We start from the raw sequence: 21,984 nt of genomic DNA, 5'->3' as shown, positions 1-21,984 counted from the left end.
CTTCCATTGCAAGGAAAGTGGGAAGATTTGTCAAGAAATTTCTATGAGCTACTTTCGACATTAATAGCTGATTCAAGTCTTCTATTCAAAATTTTCAATATAAAATCCAATTCATTTGAGTTGTTATAACGTATCATGACTTTACCCTTAGAATTACTGTCATTAATTTTGATCTTTAAACCAAGCTGAGAAGATATAGCTCCTTCTAATACTGCCATATCTTGATTTTTAGTACACTTATGCTCTTTTCGGTCGTTATTTTGTTGTAAGTCTTTTATCAATTTTTCAGTTCGCCTAACGCTCAGGACCTGAGAAACTATTCTTTCTGCAATAATTTCCGCATTTTCAACATTAATCAATGCTCTTGCATGACCCATAGACAATTTTTTCTCGTTGATCATTGTTTTTACTCCATTAGGGAGTGACAGCATTCGTATCATATTGGTTATGTGACTGCGGCTTTTACCTAAAGTTAAGGCTAATTCTTCGTGTGTATAGGAGAATTCATCTATTAGTTTTCTGTACGCCTCACCTTCTTCTATTGGATTAATATCTTGCCTCTGTATGTTTTCAATTATCGATACTTCTAAGCATTCCTTGTCATTTAAATCTTTTATGATAACCGGCACACTATCAAGATTTATGACCTTACTTGCTCGCCAACGACGTTCCCCTGCTACTATTTCATAACCTTCATTACTTGGATCTTTGCGCACCACAACAGGTTGTATTATACCATTTTTCTCTATCGAACCTGCAAGTTCTTTTAATGACTCCTCATCAAAATATTTTCTCGGCTGAAATTTGCTCGGGTGTAGTAATGAAATAGGTAACCGATCTTCTTTATTACCATAATTATCGCCTATGAGGCCAGCAAGACCTCTACCTAAGCGCCTATTGTCCTTCACGCTGCACCCTCACTTATCAGCTTTTTCTCTTTACAGATGCTCATGTGTTTCTTTAAAATTTCTTTTGCCAAACTTATATATGCTTGTGCACCAGGACACTTAAGATCATATACAATAGCAGGTTTTCCATGAGAAGGCGCTTCTGATAACCGTACATTACGTGGAATAATGGTCTCATACAAGGGGATAATAGTTTTATATACTTTATCATTTAAATATTGGCAAATATCATTTTTAATCTGCTCACTAAGTTTGTTGCGTCTGTCATACATTGTGAGCAATATTCCTTCTATTAACAGGAAAGGGTTTAGGTTATTTCTTTTTATCAGCTCTACAGTCTTAACTAAATGGCTCAATCCTTCCAGAGCGAAAAATTCACACTGAAGAGGAACAATAATCGAGTCAGCAGCGGTCAGAGCATTGATAGTAAGCAGACCAAGTGATGGAGGACAATCGATAATTATGTACTCATAATTATTACGTACTTTCTCTAGCGTATCTTTTAGTACGAATTTTCCCTGCTCAAGTTGTGATAGCTCAATTTCTGCAGCTGATAAGTCAACCACTGATGAAATCAGCGATAGATTTGGAATTTCCTTTATATTGAAAATTGCCGATTCCACCAATTCACTTTCGCTGCTCAGCAGTATTTTATATATATTTTTTTCTTCCCTGCTACGATAAGAAATCCCAAGTCCTGTACTAGCATTTCCTTGAGGGTCAAGATCTACCAGTAAAGTACTTTTTCCCACAGCAGCAAAGGCTGTTGATAAATTTATACTAGTTGTAGTTTTACCAACTCCACCCTTTTGATTTACTATTGCAATGATCTTGCTCACGCCTTTTATCTTATGTATAAAATAACTCTATTGTATATATGCAAGAAATTTTTGCATTAGAAAAATTTTTTTGTTGCCAATCATGCTCAAAGTAAACTGCCTTTTTTTGTCTTGTGTAACACACTTTGAACCTTATTTCCTAACTCATTCAGAGTAAATGGTTTGGGTAAAAAATGGAAGTCTTCTATATTGATTTCATCGCTCTTTAAAAAAGCATCCTCTGTATACCCAGAAATAAAAATAACTTTGATGTTTGGCCTATGTATCAATGTTTCTTTAACTATTTCTGGACCACTCACCTCTGGCATGATTACATCAGTGATTATTAGATCTATGTGTTGATTTTTTTTTCTAATGATCTCTAGTGCCTCGCTGCCTATACTCGCTTCTATTACATTAAATCCTTTTCTTGTAAGAGCCTTAGCAGTAAATTCCCTTACTGAATCTTCATCTTCAATTAATAAAATTATACCATTACCTTTAATCTCTACCGGTTTCTCTATTTCTTTACTATCTTCCTCTTTATCATTTTCATCCGATATGTAAACTATGGGCAAAAATATGCTAAATTTAGTTCCATGATTCACTTTGCTAGCAACATAGATGTATCCTTCGGTTTGTTTAATAATGCCATATACAGTAGAGAGGCCAAGACCTGTACCAGAAGTAATATCTTTGGTAGAAAAAAATGGATCAAATGCCTTTTCAATTATATCACTCGTCATTCCACATCCAGTATCAATCACTTCAATCACAACATAATTCCCATGTTCAATCGTTTCCTTATCTGGAGAAAACATATCCTGAGGTGTAGAATTTAATGAATCAACCTTTTGATTAAAGGTTCGTATAGTTAACTCTCCCCCCTTTTCCATAGCAGCACCAGCATTAACTGCTAAGTTAAGCATAACTTGCTCTAATTGTCCTTGGTCAGCCCTAACAGCACCCAAATCGCTACCATAATAAATATTAAATTTTATATTTTCACCTATTAATCTTTTGATCATTTCATAAAGATTAGCTATCGTACCATTTACATTAATAATCTTTGGCTGCAAAGTCTGTCTTCTTGAAAAAGCAAGCAGTTGTCTTACTAAATTTGACCCACGTTTTGCATTTTGCTGTATCTGTATTATATCTCCAAAAGATGGATCGCTAGCTGAGTGCTGGAGTAAAAGCAAATCACAAAATCCTATTATTCCGGTTAATATATTATTGAAATCATGTGCAATACCACCTGCTAATTGCCCTATAGCTTGCACCTTTTGATAATGCTCAAGTTTTATCTCTAGTTTTTTACGTTCAGTATTATCAATAAAATAACAAAGTATGAACATCACTTTATTATGAAGAAACTTATTAAAATATATTTTCATGTTATTACCGCCATTGAGCTGCACATCAAAGGACGCATTATTTATCCTATTACTTGAAAAATATTCACGCACTTTCATATGATAACCATCTGATATCAATGCAAAGATAGAATCATTACTTGACCCCGCAAGTTTTACTAATGCTATATTTTTCTTTATAAAATTGCCATTTATATCGCATTGTGCAATAGCAATTGACGAATTTGTAAAACAAGGGTGTAGTTGATAATCAACAATATTTGATTCAGTTGGTGTTATAAAGCCGTGTATATAGCTATGATTGTATTTATCACAAAATATAGCAGTACTCATATAAGCCTTAAATGGAGCACCGCTTATAGTAAAAAACATAATTTCATTTTTGGTTATTGTATCGTCATACTTAGATTGAGATATAAAATCATTGATTGAGCTACCTTTTTCCAATTTTTTTAGTTCAAACATGTCTAAAAATCTTTTATTTACAGATAAGATACCTCCTTTTGTATTTGCAACGTAAGTTGCTATATTGTGTTTCTCTATCAACTCTTCATATACCTGCTCTTTGTTTACCTGTGTTGCCTTCAGTACAAAATACCCATTCGGTCTTGCTATTGGGGCTAATGATAAATTTAAAGTCTTATTACTATTTATAGCAATTTGTGGATTATCCGGTATTGGTTCAGAGAGCAAAAGAAAGTTAGATATTCTACTCTTCTTGCTTAAGGAAATGCATACTTTTACAGAAGTGTTATTTCTTAACGCATGATAGAGTGATTTTCTGTCTTTTTCTGACACATCTCCTGCTTCAAGAATTTTATCTAGCGTAACATCATCGTTTATGTGATCTTTGAACCTTTCGTAGAACCTCGCATCAGCATAAATAATACCCTCATCTTTATGTAAAATGAGACAAAACTCTGTATTATGATTCAGCGCATTTGCAAATATTGCATTTTGAAACTCTATGATATTAAGTAGATACTTGTAACGTTTTATATTATATACCACAAAGAGAGTCATTAGAATGCTAATTAATAAATTAATCTCTATATTAACATGCTGACTATATACATTAGAAAAATAGAGTACTGATATTGCTATTGGAGGTAAGAACATAATAACTGCCATCACAATAATTGACATCCCATAATTTCTTAGTATGAAGTCAACTCTGTTCTCTTTTTTGTTATCTATGTATCTTTTACTCATTATTATTGCTTGGCATCCTTGCACATATAAAAATATTCTACTATATTGATTTAATTATTATAGATTTATTAACATCCTTGATGAGTAGTTACTATCCCAATCTAATTAAGTCCTGTAAATATAGAGTACAATAATATTAATAAGCCAACAGAAGGCATTATGGAAAAACAAAAGACACAAGCATTTGAATGGTTCTGCGCACTGAGAAACAAGATCACCGAATCTTTCTTATCAATTGAGGTACAGTCATTCACACAACCAAAAATCGAAAAAAGAAAGTGGAACCGACCAGGTGGAGGAAGTGGTGAATCTACAATTATCTTTGGTAATATTTTTGAAAAAGTTGGAATAAACGTTTCAAGAGTATACGGAAAGCTCGAAGACTCAGCCATTAATGAAATTCCTGGTGCAAGTGAAAGCAATGGAGAGTTTTGGGCAAGCGGTATATCTTTAGTGTCTCACATGCAATCTCCCCTTATCCCTGCAGCACATATGAACACAAGATTGATATATACCTCAAAACAATGGTTTGGTGGAGGAATGGACTTTACTCCAATTTATAAGGATGAGGGAGATTGCAAGTATATTCACGAATCAATTAAAGCAACTTGCGATGAGTTCAACATCGAATATTATCCGAAATTTAAAAAGCAATGTGATGATTACTTTTTTTTACAACATAGAAAAGAGCCACGTGGTATTGGTGGAATTTTTTATGACAATCTAACTTCTGGCAACTGGAAAAACGATTTTGAGTTCACAAAAGCAGTAGGTGAAGCCTTTTTAGAAATTTACTTACACATCATACACAAACATATGCAAAAATCTTGGACAAAAGAACAACGAGAAGAACAATTGATAAAACGTGGCAGATATGTGGAGTTCAATCTTCTTTATGATCGTGGTACAAGGTTTGGTTTAATGACTAATGGTAACCCCGATGCAATTATGATGTCGATGCCTCCTCTTGTTAAGTGGGTGTGAAAAGCGATTATTAATATAAAATAAATCGTTATAGTTTAAGATTGTACCACATATGGTGAGCTTTTGTATAGAGGGGTACAATCATGGGTATAAGTAGATAGTTTTTTAATTAAATCCGCTAGAAATAGCAATATAAGAGGCGTGAGGCTAGCTTTAAGTCTTCATAATATAGTAAACAGCTTTGAAAAACTCTTTTCTAGAATTAATCCTTTTAGGAACAAGGGGTCATTTGACTTGAATAATGATCAAACTTTAAATCGAGCTTTAGAGTATGCAGTAACAAATCTTGATCATAATGTAATGACGTTACTTATTAGTGCTGGAGCAAATATTAATGAGATAAATAATAGTATAGGAAATGTAATCCTTCAATACAAAATAGCATCATAAGCTATGCAGTACGGAGATAAGGACAGTCTCAAAGATCATAAAGAAAAATGTTGTTTAGTGCTTGGTGAGCTAATAAAAAAAGAAAGAAAAGAAATATTGGAGATTTTGAAACAAACGGAAAGTTGTGACAAGCTTAAAGAGGAAGTAGAGATAAAATTTAAGGCCAACTCACCTAAAAAACCTCCTAGGATTTTTGAGCATGATGATATTTTACTTTTAAAAGAGCCCATTTATGATGAGGTATATGACGCTAAGGTTAGTAACTCATTAGAAGAGTTGAGCGTATCGGAAGAATCCATTTATGCTGAAGTATATGATTTGCATAAAAGATCTACTGAAAATTTATCATTGAAAGATAGTGGTTATTCTAGTATATCAGGAGAACCTATTTATGAAGATGTAGATGATTTCTCAGAGCAAAAAAAGCCCACTAGCTTAAATCATAAAGAGCAACCAGAGCCTATTTATGCTAAAGTAGATTTATCGAAAAAGAGATCAGAAAGACAAGCAAAACATATAAAAGATAATTCTGGGACTTATCATGGATTAGTGAAGGATAAAGTGAATAATTTGCAAGTAAAACTAAATGAGCAAAGTGCTAATAAGCCAGCGAGTCAGCAAATCAAGACCAAGGCTGGCTTTAACGTAAAAGAAATAAGGCAAAATTTTGAGCGTAGAGATTCTGGATACGATTCTGGCTATGATTCAGATACAAAAGTTGAACAAAAATTAGAATTAGGATCTAAAGCTCCTAAATCTGAGATAGGTTCAGTAAGCATTGAACATGGGGTAATAGGAGGCTGTCGATATAAAATCACTACTCTAACTGTGTGATTCAAAATAATTGAATTGACTTTATATGTATAATCGATATAACTCAGTTAGATTCAAGTCGACTCTTTCGTCTAGTGGTTAGGACACCACCCTTTCACGGTGGTAACACGGGTTCAAATCCCGTAAGAGTCACTCAAACAGAATGCAAATAACTAAAGTTTTGAATGAAAAAAATTAGGCTTTATGTTGAAGAAGCTTTATCACAAAATGTAAGTTTGGCGCTTCATCCACGACAAAGTCACTATATTTACAATGTAATGCGGCTTAAGAAGCATGATAACATCTATCTTTTTAATGGAAAGGATGGAGAATGGTTAGGAGAAGTAGTGAATATATCAAGTAAATCGACAAAAATTATAATAAAAGAACGCACTAAACAACAACAACATGAAAAAAATCTATATTTGTATTGTGCTCTGGTAAAAAGCGGCGCCTTAAGCAACATAGTAAGACAAGCAACTGAAATGGGAGTAACCTGCATTCAATTTATTTCAACAGAACGTACAGTAGTAAAAAACATTAACCTAAGTAGAGCGAAATTACAGGCAATTGAAGCTGCGGAACAATCCGGTAGGACAAGTATACCACAGATTTTTCTTCCTATTAATTTTTGTGAATTATCCGATTCCCAGAATAAAAATTTTGTTTTGTGTGATGAAACAGGTGAAGGACAACCTCCTAATAAAGTTCTAAAAGGCAAGAAAAACGTTGCTATTATTGTTGGCCCCGAAGGTGGTTTTTCATCTTGCGAACTTGATTCTGCCAATAAATTTTGTCAGAAACTGAGTCTAGGAAAAAGAATTTTGAGAGTTGATACTGCTGTAGTTGCTGCATTAACCTTCACCAATTGGTATAGCTAGATTTTTTAATATGGCTAGTGCAACTTGACACTCTATATAAAGAAATCTGCATTATATTTTTCCTAAAAGAAATAAATGAAACTTGCATTTTTCCGAACTATCGATACTCTTAGTAAAGAAGTCGGGGCGTAGCGCAGCCTGGTAGCGCATTTGGTTTGGGACCAAAGGGTCGGGAGTTCAAATCTCTCCGCCCCGAGATTAGAAAAATTACAAGAGCACTGTAACCTAAGAGCAATTTTTATCAGCAAGTAAATGATTGACAGCAGAATGAAGCTTTTTTCATATAAATCACTGCATATCATATTCTATCGCTCAAGTTTATAAAATAATTGACAATGTTAATTTTCTAATTTATAAATGGATTTTGAAGTGATTACCGAAGGAGGTATAGAGTTTGATTGAAGTATCAGTCCATTATGGTGATGTAGATAGAGCTCTTCCAGTGTTGAGAAAAATAATTCAAAAGGAAGGAAGAGGGCTCAAAATGAAAAAAAAATATCACGAAAAGAAATCAGAGAAAACAGCTAAAAAAAAAGCTGAAGCAAGGAAAAAGAGGTATCAGCAAGAATGCAGAAGACAGCGTTATGGTTGGTAGTTTTTACTAAGGTTAATAATTAGTTATCTTATGAATATTCATGAATATCAAGCAAAGGAAATTTTACACAAGTTTAATGTCCCGGTACCAAAGGGTTTTGTTGCTACATCTGCAGAAGGAGTAGAAACTCAAATAAATCAACTAAAATCTGACGTGTTTGTGGTTAAAGCTCAGATTCATGCAGGTGGTAGGGGTAAGGCTGGTGGTGTAAAGCTAGCAAAGTCAGTTGAAGAAGCTCAACAGTTTGTAAAGAACATGCTCGGCATAACTTTAGTTACTCATCAAACAGGGCCTAGTGGACAGCAGGTAAGAAGAGTATACATTGAGGAAGGTTCAAGCATTAAAAAAGAGTACTATTTGAGTCTAGTAGTTGATCCAAAGCTCAGTAGGTTAGTATTTATATTTTCCTCAGAAGGTGGTATGGATATTGAAGAGGTAGCAAAAAATTCTCCTACAAAAATTGTGAAATTTGATATTGACCCTGCTACTGGTTTTACAAATCTTGATAACAGTAAACTTGCCAATAATTTTAATTTGAATTCAGAACAAATAGAAAGAATAACAAATATTGCAAAAAATATATATGATGCGTTTATTACAACTGATGCAAGCCAAATAGAAATTAACCCACTAGTTGAAACAAATTCTGGGGATTTTGTTGCACTTGATGCTAAAATTAATTTTGATGACAACGCTTTATATCGTCATCCAGAAATCGTGCAGCTTCGTGATTATGATGAAGAAGTTAAAGAAGAGATAGAAGCTTCAAAACATGGACTTAGTTACATCAAAATGGATGGCAATATTGGTTGCATGGTGAACGGTGCAGGTCTTGCTATGGCAACAATGGATATAATAAAGTACTATGGAGCAGAGCCTGCTAACTTTTTGGATGTTGGTGGTGGAGCGAGTAAAGAAACTGTAACTGAAGCATTTAAAATCATATTGTCTGATAGCAACGTAAAAGGAATTCTGGTTAACATATTTGGTGGTATAATGCGTTGCGATATTATCGCAAGTGGAATTGTTGCGGCTGCAAAAGAAATGAGCATTAAAGTTCCTCTAGTGGTTAGATTATCAGGTACTAATTTTGAAGAAGGAAAAAAAATCTTAGAAGAGTCAGGATTAAATATTATTGCTGCAGATGAACTGGGTGATGCTGCGCAAAAGATAGTAAAAGAGGTAAAATAAAGCATGTCCGTTTTAGTAAACAAAGATACAAGATTAATATGCCAGGGTTTTACTGGTGCACAAGGCACATTTCATTCAGAGCAAGCAATTGATTACGGAACGAAAATGGTGGGAGGTGTAACTCCTGGAAAGGGTGGTAGCACTCACCTTAATTTACCGGTTTTTAATACTGTAGCAGAAGCCAAAGAAAAAACCTGTGCAAATGCTACAGTTATATATGTACCTGCTAAATTTGCTGCTGCTGCAATACTTGAAGCAATAGATGCAAAAATAGAATTGATAATTTGTATTACAGAGGGCATTCCTATACTTGACATGGTAAAGGTAAAGCATGCTCTCGCTGGTTCAAACAGTCGATTGATTGGCCCAAACTGTCCAGGGGTTATTACACCTGAAGAATGCAAAATAGGAATTATGCCAGGACATATTCACAAACGTGGACATATAGGAATTATGTCTCGCTCTGGAACTTTAACTTATGAAGCGGTAGCACAAACAACTGCTGTTGGTCTTGGTCAATCCACGTGTATCGGAATTGGGGGGGATCCAGTTCATGGTATGACATTTGTTGACTGTATGGAGCTCTTTTTAAAAGATGACGATACTCATGGTATTGTAGTTATTGGTGAAATAGGTGGAAACGAAGAAGAAGATGTATCACATTTTGTGAAAACAGAAAAAACTAAAAAGCCAATCGTTGGTTTTGTAGCAGGCCAAACGGCACCTCCAGGAAGACGTATGGGACACGCTGGAGCAATCATCTCTTCCAGCGGTGGAAGTGCTGGTGCAAAGTTAGAGGTTATGCGCAGTGCTGGGATTGCGATTGCAGAAACCCCTGCTGTGATTGGTAAAAAGGTGTTAGAAGTAATGAGTGTCAGTGCCTAGCCTAGGTCATAAAAACCCTATATCCCCAGTCATCAGTATATTTTTTGACCACTCAATCAGTAAATGACCTCCTGGTAAATGTACTGAAGTTTGTTTAGTAGCCAAACACTTACGAAGTATAGATGCAACAAATGCTGCACAAGCCGCACTACCACATGAAGCAGTAATACCTGTTCCTCTTTCCCAAACTCTTAAGTTTATTTCTCCAGATTTTTCTATTTGTGCAATACTAACATTTGTTTTCTGAGGAAATAATTCGTGATTTTCTAGCTTTGGTCCTAAATTCTGCAATGGTATTTCGCTTATGTTATCAACAAAAAAAACTATATGAGGGTTACCAATATTTACTGCAACTGGCTCTTTCAGCATTTCAAGCTCTATAGGTAGATAAAGGGGATCGCATTCACAAGAAAGAGGAATTTCATTCCATTTAAGCAGTGGTTTACCCATATTGACCTTTATTGATTTATCACCTACTTTAAAACATTCTAAGATACGATTATTTATCAGCTCAATAGTGATATATTCAGTACCTTTTTCTAACATTATCAAATACCCAACACAGCGTGCTGCGTTTCCACACATTTCAGCTCGACTACCGTCAGCATTGTAGATATGCATAAAGCAGTTTGCAGCATTAGACATTGTTATAATTATCACTTGATCACAACTGCCTTGATCAGCAATTTGTCTATAATTCCAGTCTAAATTATTTGCTGAACGTGAGTCTATGATAACAAAACTATTGCCAGTACCATGCATCTTTACAAACGGGATCTTGTCTGTTAGGTTACTTACCATTATAGCAAAATTATATAAGTGAAAATTTTTCTTCTAATTACAGCTGTTTTGTATTCTATAGTTTTCTGTAATGTGAGTGCTAAGTCAATACCGGAGAACAGCAAAATGCTCTTTTGGCAAACTGGAGTTAGAAAGGGAGCAAATGTTTTCAATAGAAAAGTTGATAGTGACTTAATCAAAGCAGCAAAGGAATACAAAATTGGTTTTATTCGTCTTGCTCCTGACAAATTTGAAACTACGCAACGTGACTTCCTCTTAGGTAATGCAGACAGTTATCAGGGCCTAATTCCCAAAGACCTGAAAGTTCTGAAAGATGTTTTAGATGCTTTTCATCAACAAAAAATACCAGTAGTGTTAACGATGCTTAGCTTACCTGGATCTAGATGGAAGCAAAATAATAACGATAAAGATGATTTACGTTTATGGTCAGATCAAGCTTTTCAAAAACAAGCAGCAAAATTTTGGCAAGATCTTGCGAAAGAGCTTAAAGATCATCCTGCTATTGTTGGATATAATATCTTAAATGAACCACATCCAGAAAGGCTTTATAATACTGCAGATTCGGCTATTTATAACGTAGAACAAAGCAAAGTTCAGAAGAATCTATTTGGCTTTTATAGCAGCGTGGTAAACAGTGTCCGCCAAGTTGACTCAGAGACCCCAATAATACTTGATAGCAGCAGTTATGCTGACTCTAATACTTTTGATAAATTCAAACCAGTTGATGATTCTAATATTCTTTATTCTTTTCACATGTATGAGCCCTTTGCTTATACAAATTTAAAATTAAACCAGGATAACTTTGCCTACCCTGGACATGTTCAATCTTTTGATGGAAAAAAAGTAGAGTATTGGAATAAAGATAAGTTAAAATTATATATAGAACCTGTAAAAATTTTCCAAGAGAAGTATAATATACAAGATTATCAGATCCTTGCTGGAGAGTTTGGCGGACATCGCTGTTCAAAAGGATTAGAGCACTATTTTCGAGATCTTACTTCTATTTTTAATGAATATAATTGGCACTTTGCTGTTTATGGCTTTCGAGAAGATATGTGGGATGGAATGGATTATGAATTGGGAAGTAAAAAGCTTTCATGGAAAGATTGGCAAGCAATTGAAGAGGGTAGGATGAAAAAAAATTATTTGCCAGATAATCCAATTTTTAAGATATTAAAAAAAGAATGGTCAAGTCAGCTCGCTGGCCATTCGTCATAAAAGAATATTTCTTCTATTGGCTTTCTGTTCTTTTCTTTAACTTCGGCACCTTCTTCCTCGTAACCAACCGCTATCACTGACATTACATTAAAATCATCAGGTACATTAAACCTCTCTATTATTTTGTCTTTGTCAAATCCGCCCATCTGATGAGCCATTAAGCCTATAGCTGTAGCCTGTAGCATAAGTGCGTAATTTGCTGCACCAGTATCATGCTTAGCCCAAAAATTTCCCCCTTTGTCTGGCTTTCGGAAGTTTTTAGCACTTAAAGATATGATTAACACTTGTGCATCTTTTGCCCACTTTTGATTAGATTCATCAAGGCAATCGAACAATTTTTTCCATGCGCTTTGATTGTTCTGTTTGTTGCATATCACATATCGCCAAGGTTCATCACCAAAACACGAGGGTGTTAGCCTTACAGCTTCTATTAAAATATCCATTTCTTTTTGAGATATTGCTTTTGTAGGATCGTATGAACGTCCACTGTGTCTTGCTTTCATCAACGATAATAGATCTTGTTTACTCATCATTTTTAAATAGTGCATAAATAATTCATTGTAGCGCAATATGAGCAAAATTTAAATTGCAAAACCTCTTATACACATATATTACATTTAGTAAGTTATTTCTATTGGGAAGATATGTTTATAACACAATCAAGCAGTAGGTCAACACTGGTTGAAATATTGTCTTGCGTTTTACTTTTATTCTTGATGGCTCAAATAAGCGTACCGTTGCAGCCTGTGCCTATCACATTGCAAACTTTAGGAGTAATGCTCATTGGGCTTAAATTTAACCGCAGAACAGCATTCTATTCTGTGCTTACATATCTATCACTTGGTGCAGCAGGATTTCCTGTTTTTGCGAATTTTTCTAGTGGTTATCACATTTTTCTTGGACCAACAGGTGGATATTTAATTGGCTGTTTAGCTGCTGTTATGGTAATGAACAAAGTAAATGAATTACTGAACTCTAAATATAAATCATTTGTGTGTAATTCTTTAAGTTGTCTGGCCGGTACAGCTGTAATCTTTATTTGTGGTGTTAGTTGGCTTTCTGTTTACTTTGGTCTGGAACGAGCAATAATGGTAGGTGTTTTACCATTTATCCTTCCTGGTTTGGTAAAAATTTTTCTACTTGTAGCAGCTTTGCAATATTTGAAAAAATGATAAAATTTCGTCCTCATCATTTCATGTGCACTCTTGCATTTCAAGGATATGGGTATTCTCAGGGTTTTGTAGAAAATTACAAAAAGATAGCAAGTAAAGTAATTAGTGATCCTAATACTAAAATCGAAGTAGTTGATAATCTTGACACTATTTGTAGTGTTTGCCCAAACCAGACTAAACAAGGTAAATGTACCACACAAGCTAAAGTTTTAGAGCTAGATAGAAGGCATATGGAAATTTTAGGAATAAAAATTGGCGAGATTTTGACCTGGAGTAAAGCAGTAAAAAGAATTAGAAAGAAAATGTCTTTAGAGAAATTTGACTACGCATGTGAGGAGTGTAATTGGCAACCATATGGAATGTGTAGAAGTGCTCTTTTAACTCATTCTAAATAGTATCTGCCAATTAATAATATCTTTATTATTATATTAGATAAGTAATTTAGCATTTATGAATTTGTAATGTGTTGCGTATAGTTCAAAGAAATAAGATTTACTGGTTACGCGCTGCAGCCAATGCCACAACACTAGGATCTATGTTTGTCTGCATGTTAATTTGCGTTGTGATTTTATGGAGGTCTTCTGTTACTTATGCTAGTGAAAATTTGGAGATACAGAAGGTCTTTGATAGTGTTGTCAAGCATATAAAAGCTGATAAAAAATATAAAGATCTTGATGTTATCGAGAGAAAAAGTGACAAATTTAATATCAAAATTTCGCAGAATTCTGGCAAGAATTTTGACATATACTCTATTTTAAAAAAAGCAAAAGATTCCTTTGAGTTAGGAGATAGTGAAACAGCTACTTCTCTCCTCAATCAGATTATCGCAAAATTTCCTTATCATGAAAGTGCTTTAATTGGACTAGGGAATATCTATTACGCTAACAAAGAATTTAAAAAAGCTGTAGAGATTTACACAAGACTGTTAAAAGAATATCCTAGCAACCCTTATGTATTAAAGAACTTTCTGACGATAATCTCACAATATGATCCTAATTTAGCATTGAGTGAAATGTTGAAATTGTATGATACACTCAGAAATAGCGCCCCTTTATCAGCAAATTTAGGTTTGATCTATATGAAAAAAGGGGATTACGTAAAAGCTAAAGAATATATGAAAGCAGCAATTTCTTTAGATCAAAACAATATTTTTTATACCTATAATTTAGCTGTTATTCTAGATAAGCTCTCAGATTTTAAAAATGCCACAGCATGTTATTCAAAGTTGTTGAACATGTCAAAAAATGCAAGTGAAAGAATACCTTTATACAAGGTAGCAGCAAGACTAAAATTTATACAACTCCATAGTGCGCACCCAGCGATTCCATAAGAGTTGCTTGTATCGCTATTTTTGTTTACAACAACAACATTGAACTATAGAATTATATCTAGAGGGGCAATTAGCTCAGCTGGTAGAGCATCTCGTTTACACCGAGGAGGTCGGCAGTTCAAGTCTGTCATTGCCCATTAGCCTAGTTGAATATTAATATTACAATTATTTCAATCAAAGTATAGAAAATGCAAGACAACATAGTACCAGTTTCAATAGTGAAAGAGCTAGAAGATTCTTATCTCTCCTATGCAATGAGTGTGATCATAAGTCGAGCTATACCTGATGTGCGAGATGGATTTAAACCTGTTCATAGGCGCATATTATACGCAATGTCGAGGGCTGGGTTCGATGCCGGTAAACCGTATAAAAAAGCAGCTCGTATAGTCGGGGATGTAATGGGAAAATATCACCCACATGGTGATGCAGCCATTTACGATTCTTTGGTCAGGATGGCTCAAGATTTTTCTCTTCTTTTACCGCTTATCGATGGGCAAGGTAACTTTGGTTCAATAGATGGAGATCCACCAGCTTCAATGCGATATACAGAAGCAAGGCTCCACAGAGTATCGCATTTTTTACTGAATGATATTGATGAAGATACAGTTGACTTCAGATCAAACTACGATGGAAATGAAACAGAGCCTGTTGTACTGCCTGCAGAATTTCCGAATCTATTGGTAAATGGTGCAAGCGGTGTTGCAGTTGGTATGGCAACCAATATTCCTTCTCACAACCTTGGAGAAATAATAGATGCTTGTATGTTATATATAGATAATCCTGAAGTTACTTTGGATGAGTTACTTGAAGTGATGCCAGGACCGGATTTCCCAACTGGAGGAACGATTCTTGGAAGGTCTGGAATAAGATCAGCATTTGCAACGGGTCGTGGATCAATTGTTGTGCAAGGCAAGACTCACATGGAAGACCTGCCACAAGATAGGCAAGCAATAGTGATTGATGAAATACCTTACCAGGTAAATAAAGTAAAATTAATTGAGAAGATAGGTGAGCTTGTAAAAGAAAAAAGAATTGATGGCATAACAGAAATTAGGGATGAGTCTGATAAGTCTGGTATTAGAGTAGTAATTGACCTCAGAAGAAATGCTGAAGCAAGTTTTATACTTAATCAAATATTGGGACTAACTCCACTAAGAAGTAGTTTTAGTGTTAATACTTTAGTCCTCAACAATAACAGGCCTGCTTTGATGTCATTGAAAGAAATCATAGCTGCTTTCATTGATTTTAGAAAAGAAGTATTAATCAGGAGAACAGAATTTCGTTTAAGAAAAACGAGGGAAAAAGCTCATATATATATAGGGCTCTACATTGCGGTCTTGAGCATAGGTGAAGTGATAAAAATCATCCGTGGTGCAAAAGATCCTGCGGAAGCAAGTAGAGAACTTTTAAATAAAGAATGGAAAACTTCAGCTGAGATAAACACAATTATTGGATTAATCTCAGACAGCATGAGCTTTTTGAAAGACGGAGTGTATAGATTAACTGAGCTGCAAACGAAAGCTATTCTTGACATGAAATTGCAACGTTTAACAGGCCTTGAAAAAGACAAATTAGAAGCTGAGCTAAGTTCAATGATCAACCTGATAAAAGAATATATCGCTTTTCTTGGCTCAGGAGAGAAGTTGATGAAAGAAATAAAAAACAATCTACAAGAAATAAAGAACAGATTTGCTGTGCCGCGAAAAACTTCAATAGAGGAATCAGATACGGACATTGAAGCTGAAGATCTAATTCCACAAGAAGATATGGTAGTGACCGTAACTATGAATGGTTACATCAAACGTGTGAAGCTCTCTCACTATAGAACCCAGCATCGTGGTGGAAAAGGAAAGCTAGGACAGGGGTTAAAAGAGGAGGACGTAATCACAAAATTATTTGTTGGAAATACTCATACTAGCCTTTTATTCTTTTCTAATACTGGTCGAGTTTACAGATTAAAGGTTTATAAACTGCCTCTTGCAGAGCCAACTGCACGTGGAAGAGCGCTTGTTAATATATTCCCGCTTAGCGATGGTGAAACTATAACTAACATCATGCCGCTTCCAAGTGAGAATGACGAAAATCAAAATATAGTTTTTGTTACTGCTCATGGGAACATAAGGCGTAACTCCTTAGCAGATTTTCACTATATTCCAAGCAATGGAAAAATAGCAATAAAGCTCGACGAAGGGGATAGGTTAATATCAGTTAAAGTATGTAGCGAAATTGATCATGTTCTACTTTCAACAACACTTGGAAAAAGCATCAGATTTGTTGTAAGTGATGTGCGTCAATTTAAAAGTCGCAATTCAGATGGCGTAAGAGGTATCAAACTTGCAAAGAATGACAGCGTGATATCTATGACCATATTAAATGGGATAGGTGTAGCAACAGAAACAAAAGAACTTTACTTAAAAGTTCCACTTGCAAAAAGACTGGGGACTGCAATTAATAACTTCATTGATTCTAAATTGGAAAAGACTTTGAATGATTTAGGAATAGATAACAAACTGTTCTTAAAACTTGCAATGAATGAGGAGTTCATATTAACTATTACTGAAAATGGCTTTGGTAAAAGAACTTCTGCGTACGAGTATAGGGTAACAAATAGAGGTGGTGTTGGTATTACAAATATCCTGACTACCGACAGAAACGGTAATGTTGTTGCTAGCTTTCCAGTTGAACAGGGTGATAATATCATGCTTATTACAGATAAAGGAAAGTTAATTCGTATTTCAGTAAATGATATCAGAATTGCAGGACGTAGCACTCAAGGAGTCACTCTGTTTAAAACAGAGAGTAGAGAAAAGGTGGTGTCAGTAGCGAAAATTGAGGATCCCGATTCCACTGAAGATAGTATTTCCGAAATTGACAACTCTGTTTCTTCTTAACTGTATAGCAAAGGTTAAACAAATAGTGCAAATTTCTATTGATTAATCTATAATATTTAAATTAAAATATGTGTCTATGTTCAAGTAGAGATTGATGGATAAGAAGTTAACTAAAAATAAAAAATCATTGACGAATGAGAAGAATAAAAAAACATCTCTTGTTAAAGATTTTGCCAAAAATAAGAGTAGAAGAGATTTTATCACATTAACTACGTGTGCCATGGCAGGTATAGGAGCTGCAAGCGGTCTTTGGCCATTGGTTAAGTCTATGAATCCTTCTGCTGAGGTTTTAGCGATGTCTACGGTTGAGGTTAATCTATCTGATATTCAAGAAGGACAAGGAAAAAAGGTAAAATGGCAAGGTAAGCCAGTATTTATCCGCAAGCGCACAAAACAAGAGATTGAGGCTGCAAGAGCCATAAATGCAGAAAATTTGAGAGATCCTGAATCAGATGAAAAAAGAGTATATAAAGGAAAAGATGAATGGTTAATTATGATTGGAATATGCACCCATCTTGGATGTGTACCAGTTGATCACGCTACAAAAGACGGCAACGGTTGGTTCTGCCCTTGTCACGGTTCATATTATGACACATCAGGCCGAGTAATTGGCGGTCCTGCACCAAAGAACATGGCTATACCTGACTACTTTTTTCCAAGTGAAAATATTGTAGTAATTGGCAAGAAGGCTTAACGGATTTTCATAATTAAAGTAATAAAAGTATATTGCATTTCAAGAAGCACACTGACTTCATAGGCAAAGCTCTTGAAGTCTATCAAGCTAATTTTATACTATGCACATATTCGGGTGATAATTAAGAAACTTGCCTGCCAAATTTTCAGAGTTGACAGCTAAATTTAAAACTTGTTCCTTTGCGTCAGAAAAATTCTGACTAACTTGCTTAAAGTTATTTTCTAACTCTTCGAGGATGGAGCTGAAATTAAAAAAACTTTTCTGCATTTTATCAAGATTTTGAGTTATATAGCTTAATACATAAAGATAGAGACAAGAGGGGAAGAGATATGGTAAAGCAAGAAAAAGCTGAAAGTGAGGGAATAAATGGAGTCACCATATCAATATGAATTAAGGGAAAGAGTGATTTCAGTGGAATTGGGAGTCGCAATAGTAAAAGTGAAAGAAATCTTCAAAGTAGAACTATCCCCCAAAGCTGCACATGGACATAGAATATCCTTTGTCAGGGATGGACGTAAACATTGAAGATCTTCCCCTAGAGCTGGATATAGATATAAAGTCATTTATGCCATTACCTATATTCGAGAAAAATATCACATGCCAAGAACCTTGTCAAAATTATATAATCTATCTCTAGAGCAGGTTATTGAGAATGTCAATCCACATAAAAGAGCCAGGTATTCCTAACACCACTAAACTCACAAATTCATTTGCTAGAGTTTATAAGTTCTTGTTTATAATAATTTTATTATATCGTAAAACCATCTATATCGGCCTATTTAAACAGATTTTACTTTCCTTAAGGATTTTTTAAAGACCACCTATTGAATTCTATGATATTATTTTTTGTGAGATTGTTATACACGTTATGGCAAGGAAGGCAGAGAGATTTGTTAAGTAGTTTTTGCATCTATATGAGCTACTTGAATAATGGTTACAATATTTGTACAATTGTACAGCATGAGCTGAGTTCGCTTAGCCCTTATCTACATATTCAGTTCCACCAACAGTTATTGCATCGACCTTGAGTGTTGGCTGACCAACTCCAACAGGCACATTTTGCCCGTCTTTTGAGCACGTACCAACACCAGGATCTAACTTTAGATCATTACCAATCATTGATACTTTTTTTAGCACTGTTGGCCCATCACCAATTATCGTTGCTCCTTTGACTGGTTGTGTAATTTTACCATTTTTTATTAGGTAAGCTTCCGAAGACGAGAAAACAAATTTTCCTGATGTTATATCAACCTGCCCACCACCAAAATTTACTGCATATAGACCTTTCTTTACACTAGATATTATTTCTTCTGGTGGATGTTTTCCTGGCAACATATAGGTGTTTGTCATGCGTGGCATAGTAACTTCTTTGTAACTTTCTCTTCTACCATTACCAGTTGGATTTACACCCATAAGTTTAGCGTTCATATGATCTTGCATATATCCTTTTAGAATTCCATCTTCTATAAGCACATTATAGCCAGGTAAAGTACCTTCATCGTCTATGCTAATAGAACCACGCAAATTAGGTAGAGTTCCATCATCAATTACAGTAATGTTACTGGCTGCCACTTGTTTACCCATAGAATTTGAAAATGCCGAGATTCCTTTACGGTTAAAATCACCTTCAAGTCCATGACCTACAGCTTCATGCAATAATATTCCTGGCCAACCTGAACCTAAAACAACTGTCATCTCTCCAGCCGGAGCTGGAATTGCCTCAAGATTTACTAGCGCTTGTTCTAACGCTTGGTTTGCAACTTTTTTCCACTTCTTCTCAGAAACAAATTTACTATAAGAGTCTCTTCCACCGTGCCCTGCAGAACCTCTCTCTGCTCGGCCATTTTTCTCTACGATGACTAGTACATTAAAACGTACCAAAGGCCTGATATCGCTTAACCTGTGATCATCTTTTATTATTTGTACAACTTGCCATTCTCCATTTAGAGTTATTTTTACCTGCTTCACGCAGTTATTCTTCGACCTTACATACTCATTAATCTCATTGAGTAGTTTAATTTTTGAGCTCAGATCCATTTCATTTATGGGATTAATCTTTGAATACAGGCTTTTTGCCTCCTCATTTAAGTTTACTGAATTTGTTTTGCTTAAAGATGCTGAACTTTTTACCATAGAAGCAGCTTTACTAATTTCTTTTTCGCTAATCTCAGAAGAGCAAACAAAAGACGTACTATCTTCACAAAAAGACCTGAGACCAAATCCTCTTCTGATATTTAAATCCATATGTTTTAATATATTATCATCAAAAATCAGGGATTCTGATTGGCAAAACTCTAAAAATAGCTCACCACCATCACTATTGCTCAAAGCGTTGTTGACTATTTTATATACATTATTAATATTAACATTGTTCTGAGCAAAAAATATTTGATCTAGATTTGGCATTACCTTTGAGCTAAAAATTGTTTAAGTATATTATTTAATTTTAACATAGTAAATCACAAAAAGCCCGGGTGGCGGAATTGGTAGACGCGCTAGCTTCAGGTGCTAGTAACTTTTCAAGTTGTGGAAGTTCAAGTCTTCTCCCGGGCACTCTGTATTGATTTTTGAGTCAATTAATGCTATGATATAATGTATTTACTACTAAGTTTATGAGTTATGAAGAAAAAAAGCTTGTTTACAGAAAGAAAATAAGAACTTATTCAAAACGCTTGGTTACTGCACTATCTATTGCTTCTTTGAGTGGGTACATAGCAGCATTAGCCCTAAATATTTCTTCCTTAAGCTTGTATTTTACTATTGTCAGCACTATACTAAGTGCACTTTCGCTTGCTTTAAATATATGGTCATTAACTGATCATTTTAGGCAGTGTGGCCTTAATAAGCAACTCGATACCTCTCGGCAAGAGAAATTAATGAAGATCTGCCTCGACATTGCATCTAACGTTTCATTTTTAATAGGAGGAATTACATCTATATTACCTCTTGAATTTCCTATTATCCCCTTTATTTCCGTTGCTTTTTTTATTCTAGGTTGTACCTTTATGGCAACCAATTTCATTCGAACTATGATTAGTCAGCCGCAAATAGATGAAACCAAAACCTCAAAGTTAGTGATCATTTGAACATTCAATCTGCAATAGCTGCCTAATTATTACATGTTAATAACTTAGCTTATTTAACTTGACAAATTACGCCATCTCCCTTACTATGATAGCAAGAGTATTTACCCTTGTTTTTAATCTCCGCGGATTTAACAGCAAAATTCAGTAAAAAACTCAAATATTTATTGGCAAATTACATAAAAATTATAGCGGCTGCATGTCTTTTTTATTTTTTCTACATTCAGCCAAATCGCGCTTGTTAGTACATTATCAATTTAAATTATTAAAACTCGCTATACGGGGGTTCTTTTGTCTTTTTTTACTTAGTAAATTTCTTAATATTTGTAGCTAAAGTAATTTTAGAGAGCCAGCGTGGGACACACAACCGCACTAACGTTTATTTTTGAAGGTACTATTTATATAGATGAAATGTTCAAAAGTAAAGCATTTAAATATCTAATTCTTACTTCCCAAATTTCAAATTATCTTCCTCCTATTTTATTAATAGCAGGTTTGGTGTTGCAGTACCAATCTAGTTGCGTAGACAGTAAAGTACTCATTGGATTTGCTATAGTACTAGGTTGTACTTTATTATTACAATTAGCAAGTGAGATCTACGAGAGAAAAGTTGTAAATCTTGTAAAAACTGAAGGAAGAGGTGATGAACAAAATGTACCTATAGGAGCATTAACCGAAAAGCCAAGCAGCATTGTAAATCCCGATAGTGTTCACGCTCATGGAAGAGAGCAAGTTGTGTAGT

Annotated in this window: 22 protein-coding genes and 4 tRNA genes; 20 read left to right on the top strand and 6 right to left on the bottom strand. The window is 34.7% G+C overall.

Annotated features, from left to right (window positions below; translation table 11 throughout):
• Window positions 1–41: 41 nt before the first annotated feature.
• The 3 genes from OPR37_RS05940 to OPR37_RS05930 form a co-directional block, all read right to left on the bottom strand.
• Entirely contained in the window at window positions 42–908 is an 867-nt protein-coding gene (locus tag OPR37_RS05940; RefSeq protein WP_264684888.1) for a ParB/RepB/Spo0J family partition protein, read from the bottom strand.
• The gene (locus OPR37_RS05935; protein WP_006014513.1) at window positions 905–1,747 is read right to left on the bottom strand and encodes a ParA family protein; all 843 of its coding nucleotides are present in this window, start codon (window positions 1,745–1,747) and stop codon (window positions 905–907) included. Before OPR37_RS05935 ends, OPR37_RS05940 begins: the two co-directional genes overlap by 4 nt.
• Before the next feature lie 86 nt (window positions 1,748–1,833).
• Window positions 1,834–4,314 (bottom strand): response regulator, encoded by a 2,481-nt coding sequence (locus OPR37_RS05930; RefSeq protein ID WP_007302355.1) that lies wholly within the window; start codon window positions 4,312–4,314, stop codon window positions 1,834–1,836.
• A gap of 159 nt (window positions 4,315–4,473) precedes the next feature.
• Here OPR37_RS05930 and hemF point away from each other — a divergent pair, with 159 nt between their 5' ends.
• From hemF to sucD, 9 genes are all read left to right on the top strand, one after another.
• Window positions 4,474–5,298, top strand: a complete 825-nt coding sequence (hemF, locus tag OPR37_RS05925) for an oxygen-dependent coproporphyrinogen oxidase (RefSeq protein WP_213863754.1) — start codon at window positions 4,474–4,476, stop codon at window positions 5,296–5,298.
• Between the two features lie 141 nt (window positions 5,299–5,439).
• Window positions 5,440–5,688: a hypothetical protein gene (locus OPR37_RS05920; protein WP_019078621.1), complete on the top strand. Its 249-nt coding sequence runs from the start codon at window positions 5,440–5,442 to the stop codon at window positions 5,686–5,688.
• Window positions 5,689–5,691: 3 nt separating this feature from the next.
• Window positions 5,692–6,522 (top strand): hypothetical protein, encoded by an 831-nt coding sequence (locus OPR37_RS05915; RefSeq protein ID WP_007302352.1) that lies wholly within the window; start codon window positions 5,692–5,694, stop codon window positions 6,520–6,522.
• Window positions 6,523–6,582: 60 nt separating this feature from the next.
• Window positions 6,583–6,654: transfer RNA gene (locus OPR37_RS05910), tRNA-Glu, on the top strand.
• A 32-nt stretch (window positions 6,655–6,686) separates the two neighbouring features.
• A complete protein-coding gene (locus OPR37_RS05905; RefSeq protein ID WP_007302351.1) occupies window positions 6,687–7,382 on the top strand; it encodes a 16S rRNA (uracil(1498)-N(3))-methyltransferase in 696 nt (231 codons plus the stop codon).
• A gap of 122 nt (window positions 7,383–7,504) precedes the next feature.
• Window positions 7,505–7,578 (top strand) — tRNA-Pro (locus tag OPR37_RS05900).
• A gap of 198 nt (window positions 7,579–7,776) precedes the next feature.
• Window positions 7,777–7,977, top strand: a complete 201-nt coding sequence (gene rpsU / locus OPR37_RS05895) for a 30S ribosomal protein S21 (RefSeq protein WP_007302350.1) — start codon at window positions 7,777–7,779, stop codon at window positions 7,975–7,977.
• Window positions 7,978–8,007: 30 nt separating this feature from the next.
• Window positions 8,008–9,168 carry an ADP-forming succinate--CoA ligase subunit beta gene (sucC, locus tag OPR37_RS05890; protein WP_254229962.1) on the top strand — a complete coding sequence of 387 codons (1,161 nt, stop codon included), beginning with the start codon at window positions 8,008–8,010 and terminating at the stop codon, window positions 9,166–9,168.
• A 3-nt stretch (window positions 9,169–9,171) separates the two neighbouring features.
• Window positions 9,172–10,053 (top strand): succinate--CoA ligase subunit alpha, encoded by an 882-nt coding sequence (gene sucD / locus OPR37_RS05885; RefSeq protein WP_007302348.1) that lies wholly within the window; start codon window positions 9,172–9,174, stop codon window positions 10,051–10,053.
• Between the two features lie 6 nt (window positions 10,054–10,059).
• On the opposite strand, the gene dapF is transcribed toward sucD, so the two are convergent.
• Window positions 10,060–10,854, bottom strand: coding sequence for a diaminopimelate epimerase (gene dapF / locus OPR37_RS05880; RefSeq protein WP_012481958.1), 795 nt, complete (start codon window positions 10,852–10,854; stop codon window positions 10,060–10,062).
• A gap of 72 nt (window positions 10,855–10,926) precedes the next feature.
• Between dapF and OPR37_RS05875 the strand changes: the two genes are divergently transcribed.
• Window positions 10,927–12,072 (top strand): glycoside hydrolase family 5 protein, encoded by a 1,146-nt coding sequence (locus OPR37_RS05875; protein ID WP_265016847.1) that lies wholly within the window; start codon window positions 10,927–10,929, stop codon window positions 12,070–12,072.
• Here OPR37_RS05875 and OPR37_RS05870 read toward each other — a convergent pair.
• On the bottom strand, window positions 12,048–12,620 hold the full coding sequence (locus tag OPR37_RS05870; protein WP_026097255.1) for a nitroreductase family protein: 573 nt from the start codon (window positions 12,618–12,620) through the stop codon (window positions 12,048–12,050). The two genes, OPR37_RS05875 and OPR37_RS05870, sit on opposite strands and share 25 nt — an antisense overlap.
• A gap of 96 nt (window positions 12,621–12,716) precedes the next feature.
• On the opposite strand from OPR37_RS05870, the gene OPR37_RS05865 reads away from it, so the two are divergent.
• From OPR37_RS05865 to OPR37_RS05835, 7 genes are all read left to right on the top strand, one after another.
• Window positions 12,717–13,244, top strand: a complete 528-nt coding sequence (locus OPR37_RS05865; RefSeq protein WP_264336415.1) for a biotin transporter BioY — start codon at window positions 12,717–12,719, stop codon at window positions 13,242–13,244.
• The gene (locus OPR37_RS05860; RefSeq protein WP_264684886.1) at window positions 13,241–13,639 is read left to right on the top strand and encodes a DUF1284 domain-containing protein; all 399 of its coding nucleotides are present in this window, start codon (window positions 13,241–13,243) and stop codon (window positions 13,637–13,639) included. The genes OPR37_RS05865 and OPR37_RS05860 overlap by 4 nt, the downstream gene beginning before the upstream one ends.
• A gap of 68 nt (window positions 13,640–13,707) precedes the next feature.
• Entirely contained in the window at window positions 13,708–14,574 is an 867-nt protein-coding gene (locus OPR37_RS05855) for a tetratricopeptide repeat protein (protein ID WP_010403952.1), read from the top strand.
• 64 nt (window positions 14,575–14,638) lie between these two features.
• Window positions 14,639–14,711: transfer RNA gene (locus OPR37_RS05850), tRNA-Val, on the top strand.
• A gap of 51 nt (window positions 14,712–14,762) precedes the next feature.
• Window positions 14,763–17,465 carry a DNA gyrase subunit A gene (gene gyrA / locus OPR37_RS05845; RefSeq protein ID WP_265016846.1) on the top strand — a complete coding sequence of 901 codons (2,703 nt, stop codon included), beginning with the start codon at window positions 14,763–14,765 and terminating at the stop codon, window positions 17,463–17,465.
• A 94-nt stretch (window positions 17,466–17,559) separates the two neighbouring features.
• Window positions 17,560–18,159 (top strand): ubiquinol-cytochrome c reductase iron-sulfur subunit, encoded by a 600-nt coding sequence (gene petA, locus OPR37_RS05840; protein WP_006014178.1) that lies wholly within the window; start codon window positions 17,560–17,562, stop codon window positions 18,157–18,159.
• A 366-nt stretch (window positions 18,160–18,525) separates the two neighbouring features.
• Window positions 18,526–18,684, top strand: a complete 159-nt coding sequence (locus OPR37_RS05835) for a hypothetical protein (RefSeq protein WP_019078626.1) — start codon at window positions 18,526–18,528, stop codon at window positions 18,682–18,684.
• Between the two features lie 450 nt (window positions 18,685–19,134).
• On the opposite strand, the gene tldD is transcribed toward OPR37_RS05835, so the two are convergent.
• Window positions 19,135–20,565, bottom strand: coding sequence for a metalloprotease TldD (gene tldD, locus OPR37_RS05830; protein ID WP_264684884.1), 1,431 nt, complete (start codon window positions 20,563–20,565; stop codon window positions 19,135–19,137).
• 62 nt (window positions 20,566–20,627) lie between these two features.
• Between tldD and OPR37_RS05825 the strand changes: the two genes are divergently transcribed.
• The 3 genes from OPR37_RS05825 to OPR37_RS05815 all read left to right on the top strand — a co-directional run bounded on the left by OPR37_RS05825 (window position 20,628) and on the right by OPR37_RS05815 (window position 21,983).
• A tRNA-Leu gene (locus OPR37_RS05825) sits at window positions 20,628–20,712 on the top strand.
• Window positions 20,713–20,771: 59 nt separating this feature from the next.
• On the top strand, window positions 20,772–21,245 hold the full coding sequence (locus tag OPR37_RS05820) for a hypothetical protein (RefSeq protein ID WP_007302339.1): 474 nt from the start codon (window positions 20,772–20,774) through the stop codon (window positions 21,243–21,245).
• Between the two features lie 351 nt (window positions 21,246–21,596).
• Entirely contained in the window at window positions 21,597–21,983 is a 387-nt protein-coding gene (locus OPR37_RS05815) for a hypothetical protein (protein WP_007302338.1), read from the top strand.
• The last annotated feature ends 1 nt before the right edge of the window (window position 21,984 follow it).

Origin of the sequence: Wolbachia endosymbiont (group B) of Lycaena phlaeas, assembly GCF_947251875.1 — a bacterium.
Classification (GTDB): Bacteria; Pseudomonadota; Alphaproteobacteria; order Rickettsiales; family Anaplasmataceae; genus Wolbachia.
The sequence above is the reverse complement of the archived record's forward strand: the minus strand, read 5'-3'. Positions and strand labels throughout refer to the sequence as shown.